General features: G+C 38.1%; 7 protein-coding genes, 1 pseudogene and 1 riboswitch. Of the genes and pseudogenes, 1 reads left to right on the forward strand and 7 read right to left on the reverse strand.

All coding sequences use genetic code 11. The features are described 5' to 3' along the window. A pseudogene (gene gyrB / locus BZK14_RS09890) lies at positions 1-611 on the forward strand (DNA gyrase subunit B); the annotation flags it as partial. A gap of 64 nt (positions 612-675) precedes the next feature. Here gyrB and phoA read toward each other — a convergent pair. The 7 genes from phoA to BZK14_RS09925 all read right to left on the reverse strand — a co-directional run bounded on the left by phoA (position 676) and on the right by BZK14_RS09925 (position 6081). After that, the gene (phoA, locus tag BZK14_RS09895) at positions 676-2097 is read right to left on the reverse strand and encodes an alkaline phosphatase (RefSeq protein WP_077926337.1); all 1422 of its coding nucleotides are present in this window, start codon (positions 2095-2097) and stop codon (positions 676-678) included. 67 nt (positions 2098-2164) lie between these two features. Next, the gene (gene thiE, locus BZK14_RS09900; protein WP_077926338.1) at positions 2165-2830 is read right to left on the reverse strand and encodes a thiamine phosphate synthase; all 666 of its coding nucleotides are present in this window, start codon (positions 2828-2830) and stop codon (positions 2165-2167) included. Then, entirely contained in the window at positions 2827-3639 is an 813-nt protein-coding gene (thiD, locus tag BZK14_RS09905) for a bifunctional hydroxymethylpyrimidine kinase/phosphomethylpyrimidine kinase (RefSeq protein ID WP_171973696.1), read from the reverse strand. The genes thiE and thiD overlap by 4 nt, the downstream gene beginning before the upstream one ends. Positions 3640-3645: 6 nt before the next feature. Beyond that, positions 3646-4428, reverse strand: coding sequence for a hydroxyethylthiazole kinase (gene thiM, locus BZK14_RS09910; RefSeq protein WP_077926340.1), 783 nt, complete (start codon positions 4426-4428; stop codon positions 3646-3648). Positions 4429-4461: 33 nt separating this feature from the next. Beyond that, positions 4462-4557: riboswitch (TPP riboswitch) on the reverse strand. A gap of 47 nt (positions 4558-4604) precedes the next feature. Further along, a complete protein-coding gene (gene fnr / locus BZK14_RS09915) occupies positions 4605-5312 on the reverse strand; it encodes a fumarate/nitrate reduction transcriptional regulator Fnr (RefSeq protein WP_077926341.1) in 708 nt (235 codons plus the stop codon). 95 nt (positions 5313-5407) lie between these two features. Continuing rightward, positions 5408-5767 carry a DMT family transporter gene (locus BZK14_RS09920; RefSeq protein WP_077926342.1) on the reverse strand — a complete coding sequence of 120 codons (360 nt, stop codon included), beginning with the start codon at positions 5765-5767 and terminating at the stop codon, positions 5408-5410. Continuing rightward, positions 5767-6081 (reverse strand): DMT family transporter, encoded by a 315-nt coding sequence (locus BZK14_RS09925; protein ID WP_077926343.1) that lies wholly within the window; start codon positions 6079-6081, stop codon positions 5767-5769. Before BZK14_RS09925 ends, BZK14_RS09920 begins: the two co-directional genes overlap by 1 nt. Between the last annotated feature and the right edge of the window lie 30 nt (positions 6082-6111).

The following is a 6111-nucleotide window of genomic DNA, read 5'->3' on the forward strand; positions in this document are numbered from 1 at the left end:
ATCCTGAAAAGCTATTATCTGCTTTGACAGATTTGGCACCATTAACCATTGATCTTTTATCATCTGATGAAGTGCAAGCATGGATGGATGAATTAGCAACAGCATTGAATAAGAATCCTGTAGTTGGCACAAGCTACGCTGTAAGATTAGATACAGACGCAGAAACTAACAGCCCATTCATTGCTGTAGATGTTAAGCATTACGATCATACAAAAACATATGCACTAGATGGCCGTTTCATTCGTTCTGTGGAATATCAACGCATTGCAGAAATCGCGAAAAAATTGCATGGTTTAATCGAAGAAGGCGCTTATGTAATGTACCGCGATAAATCATTTGCCATCGAAAACTTCAAAGAAGGCATTGATTGGTTGATCGAAGAAGCGAAAAAAGGCCAATCAATCTCTCGTTATAAAGGTTTGGGTGAAATGAATGCGGAACAATTGTGGGAAACTACGATGGATCCTAATGTTCGTAGCTTGTTACAAGTTAAAGTGGAAGATGCACAGAAAGCAGATGAAACTTTCACCATGTTAATGGGCGATGAAGTAGAACCTAGACGTGAATTTATTGAGACAAATGCCCAACTTGTTGGCAACCTAGATATATAACTTGTTGATTTAAAAACAAAAACCTCCTCATAATGTTTTCTGAGGAGGTTTTATTTTGCCATGATTATTGAAGCTTTAAAGCATTTCTAATAATAAAAAATAGATCTGTTTGATCCAACAACCCAACCACATTACCTGCTTGTGGGCCATATGCAGCAATACGTAATTGTGCACCTGTATGATTTTGACTATCTGAATCACTATTGCCATAGCTAATTGTCATTGGCATACCATCTTTCGTGGTTAATGTTTGTGTTAATCCTGGCGCATCAGAATCATTCGGAATGATCTGACTAGAATGTGCATGATCAGCTGTCACAATGATGAGCGTATCACCATGCTGCTGAGCAAATTTCAATCCAACCTGAATTGCTTCATCTAGATCTACTGTTTCACCAATTTGACCACAAGCATTGGCAGCATGATCCTCTTTATCAATAGATGCGCCTTCAACTTGTAAAAAGAAACCTTTATCATTTTGGCTTAATACATCAATGGCTTTTTCTGTCATCATCGCAAGTGTTGGAATATCAGCTGTACGTGCATCATTGACTTCACATTTAATCGCCGCTTTTTTATTGCCATTATACTCAGCCTTGGGCCCTTTCCAGCGAACAGGCATATTACCATCAGAGAATAACCCTAATACAGGTGTATTTTGGTTAGCGCTCTTAATTGCTGCTAACTCATCAGCATTCGTAACAATAATATAACCACGCTCTTTAGCTTGATCTAACAAACTTTTGCCTTCCCATTGACCTGCCTTTGCTATCTCTTTAAATGATTTTAATCCACCACCTAAAGTAATATCTGCACGAGTATTAATATATTGTTCTGTAATTGATCCTAATCCACCATTTTCAAGTGCAGCTTCTGGGCACAATGTCGCTGTAGCCGTTGGTCCATAACATTTTCGCTTAGAAATATGTGATGCTTGAGCAGCAGGCGTAGCATCTTGAATTTCAGCCGTCGAAACATTACCTGTTGCAAGACCTGCAGCTTTTGCCATTTCAATCATAGTAGGCACTGATTGCCCATTAACATCTACACCTAATGCGCCATTATAACTTTTCACACCTGATGACCATGCTGTTGCAGATGCTGCTGAATCCGTTACATAATCAGGTTTTTGTGTCGTTTTATCCAAAGAATAATGTGTATATTGCCCTGTAAATGGCAAAGCATCCAATCCTTTAAACGCACCGCCCGCGCCTTCTGCATAGTTACGTGCAATCGTGATTTCAGAATCTCCCATCCCATCACCAATGAATAGAATTACATTTTTAACATTATGTTTTTCTAATTCCTGCTTCAAAGCACTGATCTGATCACCAGATAAACGGGTTGCACCACCTTTTTCTACAATGTTGCCTTTCGCCGCCCTATCAAATAAGACTGAATCCGCAAAGGATACTGAAGATACCGATAATGCCAATGTCATCGCAGTAAAAATTGCACGCATTTTAAAAAGATTAGACTGTTTCATCAAACTCTCCTGAATTTAAATCAATGGATAAAAACTTAGTAGAGTTTACTGATCAGGTATGACACATTTATGACACTAAAAATCTATCATTCATTAATAAGATTTGAATATCTCGGTCACGATGTTGCGAAGCTGTGATGGCAGAAATTACAGCAATGCCTTCAACCTTCGTATGCAGGACTTCTGCTGCATTTTTAACATTAATCCCACCAATGGCAACTTTAGGGATGTCAGGATACAACTCAATGCGCTCCGCTAAGCCATGAACACCAATGGCAGGTTCAGCATCGCTTTTAGAAGTCGTTGGGAATATTGGACCTACGCCAACATAATGCAAACCATCCACTGTACTTGCAATCTTCAACTGCTCAATCGTATTGACGGATAAACCTACATCCATATGATATTGTTTAGCTAACTCGATAGTTTCAGCAATCGGTTTATCGGATTGCCCAACATGAATCGCATCTGCACCAATTTCAATCGCTAAATCTACATCATCATTGATAATGAAAGGAATACTCGCGCTTTTACACAGCAATTGTAATCGTTTGGCCATTGCTAAACGATCTTCTTTGCTTTGTAGTGAGCCCTGTCCTTTTTCACGATATTGAAAACAAGTAATACCAAATTTAATCGCTTCTTCCAATACATCTTCTAACTGTTCTTGGTTCACTACATCTTGTGTGCCAGCAATGAAATACAATTTTAATGCTTTATGCCAATCGATCATTCTACTTTTCCAAATTTACGATAAGCCGCATGGTTGGTTGGCCCATGACCGTGCCCAACTTCAATACCATGATAAATGGCTGATGTGATGTACTCTTTAGCCATTGCAATTGCTTCTTTCAGAGATTTGCCTTTAGCAATTTCTGCTGTAATGCATGCAGAATATGTACATCCTGTACCATGAGTATTTTTCGTGTGATAACGCTGGCTTGCAAACCAATAGCCTTCGCCATCTTCCGTCCATAAGAAATCACGCGCTTCTTCCTCATTCAAGGAATGCCCACCTTTCATTAATACATTACTCGCACCTAAAGCTTGAATATCTTTAGCTGCTTGCACCATATCTTCTTCTGTTTCGATCTTTCTAGCTAAAATAGTTTCAGCTTCAGGAATATTGGGCGTCACTAATGTTGCTAATGGCAACATATGTTCAATCATAGCTTTCGTTGCTGTATCTTCCATCAATGCAGCGCCACCTTTAGCAACCATTACAGGATCAACGATCAATGCTGCTTTAGAATGCTGTTTGAGATAATCAGCAATAGCGATTATATAATCGCTATTTAATAACATTCCTGTTTTAATCGCTTTCAAATCAAAATCAGCAAACAATGCATCTAATTGTCCAATCACATATTCCATAGGTACAAGATGAACGCCATGCACACCCAAAGTATTTTGTACTGTTAATGCAATGATCGCAGATGTACCAAAAACATCACGTTCTTGGAAAGTTTTCAAATCTGCTTGAATCCCGGCACCACCACCGCTATCACTTCCTGCAATTGTACAAACTTGTGGAATCATAATTTCCTCCTACTCAATAATATTAATATATTGATTATCATTTTCATTTAATAAATATAATTGATCAATAAAATGCATTTGAAATGTACCTGGCATTGTCGACTTCTGATAAGCGTAATCTCCTGCAACACCATACAAGCTATGTGCTGCAATGACACTATCTAATGACTGTTCTACTGCTAAAAATGCCGCTGAAACTGCCGTCAGTAAACATCCCATTCCTGTAACTTTTGTCATCAATGAATGACCATTTTTCACACCAACAATACGCTGACCGTCACTGATCCAATCTATTTCTCCACTGATTGCAATCATACAATTAAATTTTATGGCAGCTTCTTTTGCAAGATTTTGAAGATCATAGTCACCTTCACCACTATCGACACCCTTAGCTTCCCATTGAATACCGCATAAAGTTGCAATTTCACCAGCATTACCACGAATCAACGTCATTTGTGCTGTTTCTAATAATCGCTCTACACACTTCTTACGATAATCACTAGCACCCACACCAACTGGGTCAAAAACTAAAGGATGATCTAATTCATTGGCAGCTTTGCCTGCCAATAACATTGCATAAAAAGCTTCTGAAGTAATAGTTCCGATATTGAGGGCAGTTGAATGGCAAATATTCGTGATCGTGCCAACTTCTTCTTCTGCGTATGCCATAATTGGTGATGCACCCAAAGCCAATAAACCATTAGCCACAAAGTTAGCTACAACTTGATTTGTCATATTATGAACAAGTGGTGATGTTTGACGCAATGCATAAAGATACGAATACGCATCCATATAAAGCCTCCTATAAATTATAGACGAGCTTAGAGAATGCGATAACCACATTCCCTACGCTGGTACTAACCAGATCAGGTCTAAGGGTCAGGAAACTCCTTCTCAGCAAATGCTCCCCTAGTGGATACAATAAAAGCCGCAAGAATTACTTACGGCTTTTGGATTTTAATATGAAACTACTTCACCATCGCGCGAAGCTTTTCCATCTCCAATAATTTAATTTCTCGATGATTCACTTGAATCAATTCCTGTTCTTGCAAACGTTTCAATAATCGGCTGACAGTTTCTACTGCTAAACCTAGGAAACTCCCAATATCAGAACGAGACATGCTTAATACAAATTCTGTCGCAGAATAACCACGGCGAGAAAAACGTGATGATAAGCTAAGGAATAAAGCAACTAATCGCGCTTCTGCTGATTGTGAGCCAACCATCATCAATAATTGTTCTTCTGAATGAAGCTCTTGACTCATAATTCTCAAAAGTTGCTTAGAAATACTTGGAATGATGGCCGAAAGATCTTCTAAACGATCATAAGGTAACTCACACAAACTGGTCGTTTCTAATGTTCTAGCACCACAAGGATGAATTCCTGTTGCGACTGCATCTAACCCAATGATTTCACCAGGCAAATAGAAGCCTGTAACGTATTCAGTACCATCTGAAGCTACGTTGTATGTTTTAACCGAACCTGAACGAATAGCGTAGAGCGATGTAAATCTATCCTCAGGAAGATATATATGCTTGCCTCGTGGCAATGGTCGGCTATGCCCAACAATAGACTCAAGCTTTGTGAAATCCTCGCCTTCTAATCCGACAGGAATACACAGCTGCTGTAAGCTGCAATTGTTACATGCAATTTTTAGATTTCTCAATACGGACATATATTAACTTCACTTAATTTATTGAATATTTAAACCTTAAACGCCATTTGATATTAACACAGAAACTTCATAATCCGTGCGCATCATCAAAAAATTTAACTAAAATAACTTAAACCACTTACGCCAAGGATAATTAAACCTAAACCTATCCCTTTTCTCGATGTCAATGGTTCTTTAAAAATTAGTACACCAGAGACTGACACCATCAACGTTGATAACCCTGACCAAACAGCATACCCAATACTAACATCTAAATTTTTAAATATTATATTTATTAATATAAAAAATACACTATACCCGCCGATAACGCCAATAATTGGCTTTTTATTATTGAATCCGTCGGAATACTTTAAACTAATGGTGCCAATTGTACTGAATAGAATTGCAACTACTAACATCACCCATGGATTGAAGCTATCAACAAAGTGAATGATCTTAGTAATAAATTCTACCATTATTTTGATCCTAATATTAATACGCCTAGAATAATCAATGCTAGGCAAATTGCAATGGGGATAGTAATTGCTTCTTTATAAAAAAAGAATCCTATTAAAAATATAAGGATTGCTCCTGAAGCAGACCAAATGGCATACGTCACTGCCACTTCCATTTTACGTAAACAGAAAGTAAAACAAGTGAAAGAGATCCCAAAAAACACTGTCATAAGAACAACCGCCCACCAAACCGTTAGGCCATGAGCTTCTTTCATCATAACAATTCCAAGTGCTTCAAAGATTATAGCACCTGCGAGTAATAGTTTTGCAGGCATTCTTTACGTAATATTCTAATATAAAAAAGG

The organism is Wohlfahrtiimonas larvae (assembly GCF_002006755.1).
Lineage (GTDB): Bacteria > Pseudomonadota > Gammaproteobacteria > Cardiobacteriales > Wohlfahrtiimonadaceae > Wohlfahrtiimonas > Wohlfahrtiimonas larvae.

Coding starts and splice junctions, on each gene's coding strand:
- phoA (WP_077926337.1), bottom strand. CDS start 2,097: ATGAAACAGTCTAATCTTTTTAAAATGCGTGCAATTTTTACTGCGATG.
- thiE (WP_077926338.1), bottom strand. CDS start 2,830: ATGATCGATTGGCATAAAGCATTAAAATTGTATTTCATTGCTGGCACA.
- thiM (WP_077926340.1), bottom strand. CDS start 4,428: ATGGATGCGTATTCGTATCTTTATGCATTGCGTCAAACATCACCACTT.
- fnr (WP_077926341.1), bottom strand. CDS start 5,312: ATGTCCGTATTGAGAAATCTAAAAATTGCATGTAACAATTGCAGCTTA.
- BZK14_RS09920 (WP_077926342.1), bottom strand. CDS start 5,767: ATGGTAGAATTTATTACTAAGATCATTCACTTTGTTGATAGCTTCAAT.
- BZK14_RS09925 (WP_077926343.1), bottom strand. CDS start 6,081: ATGCCTGCAAAACTATTACTCGCAGGTGCTATAATCTTTGAAGCACTT.